Origin of the sequence: Arcticibacter eurypsychrophilus (genome assembly GCF_001730525.1) — a bacterium.
GTDB classification, from domain to species: Bacteria; Bacteroidota; Bacteroidia; order Sphingobacteriales; family Sphingobacteriaceae; genus Arcticibacter; species Arcticibacter eurypsychrophilus.
The window spans coordinates 1-1,046 of record NZ_MDFN01000071.1 but is presented as its reverse complement, the minus strand read 5'-3'; the positions used below and the strand labels follow the sequence as shown (position 1 = coordinate 1,046).

The following is a 1,046-nucleotide window of genomic DNA, read 5'->3' as shown; positions in this document are numbered from 1 at the left end:
GTTTCTCATTGTTCTTCAACTTTTGACACGTATATACATTTACTAGATTCAAAGGGTATTTGACACGTTTTTATATTTACTAGATTCTAAGGGTGAAGAAATTCTTTCCAATGATGATGGAGGCCCTTTATGCACAACCGTACAGGCTTCATTAGCTAAAGAGCTTATTCCTGGAACTTATTATGTGGTTGCTGAAGGGTACAGTAGCAATGCTGGAAATATTACTACCAATATCAGTGTTTCAGCTATCCCCACCTTTCAGCAAGAAGCCGAAGATGTTTTGGGGCCTTTAAACAAAAGTTTTGTCACAACCGGCATTCTTTATGACCGGGTCTTTCCATTAGCTAACCTTGAGTCTTATAAAGGTTTAGCAAGTGATGACACCACTAGTTCCGTTCATTTTACTCAGGCATACAGTGAGATATATAACTCTTTATATAACAAAACAGGCTATAAAACACCAGAGGAACTGGAAAGTTATTTAACATCTAACTATACAGGAAAAACGCACACAATTGGTGCACTGTTTTTTAAATATAATTATTTAGATACAAATGCCATAAAGAACAATCAGATTTACGTTTCAAATGGAAAGCTATATGATACCCCTAACCGGACATCATCGCCCTACATTGAAGCTACAACAATGATTGCATCACCACTGTTTCCCGCAGAAGCTGAATTAGAGGAAGGTAGCCACACCTTTACATTTGATCCAACAACCGTTATTTCTAATAGCGCCTTCAACATAGCAAAGGTTAATATAGATTTTGGGATGGTGCCGGAAGTCAAGTTCTTTACTCCAGTAGCGGCGCAGTTAGCACGCAAAAGCCAAACACGCAAATAACAACCAGTAGTTTTTTAGGTAAAATTGTAAATTTTGTAGCCGGCAGAGTATATATTATTCGGATGGTAATTGTATTAGTTGATGGGAAAACCTATACGTCAATAAGTAAGGTATTTGCAAAGAACCCCCCATTAATGACGATTGGTGCATGTGATGGAGGCGATGTAATTTCTATAACAGGATATCCATTTGATGCAAG

General features: G+C 37.6%; 1 protein-coding gene. It reads left to right on the top strand.

All coding sequences use genetic code 11. The annotated features are described in order from the left end of the window. Positions 1–184: 184 nt before the first annotated feature. On the top strand, positions 185–847 hold the full coding sequence (locus BFL47_RS19000; protein WP_069661370.1) for a hypothetical protein: 663 nt from the start codon (positions 185–187) through the stop codon (positions 845–847). Positions 848–1,046: the final 199 nt, after the last annotated feature.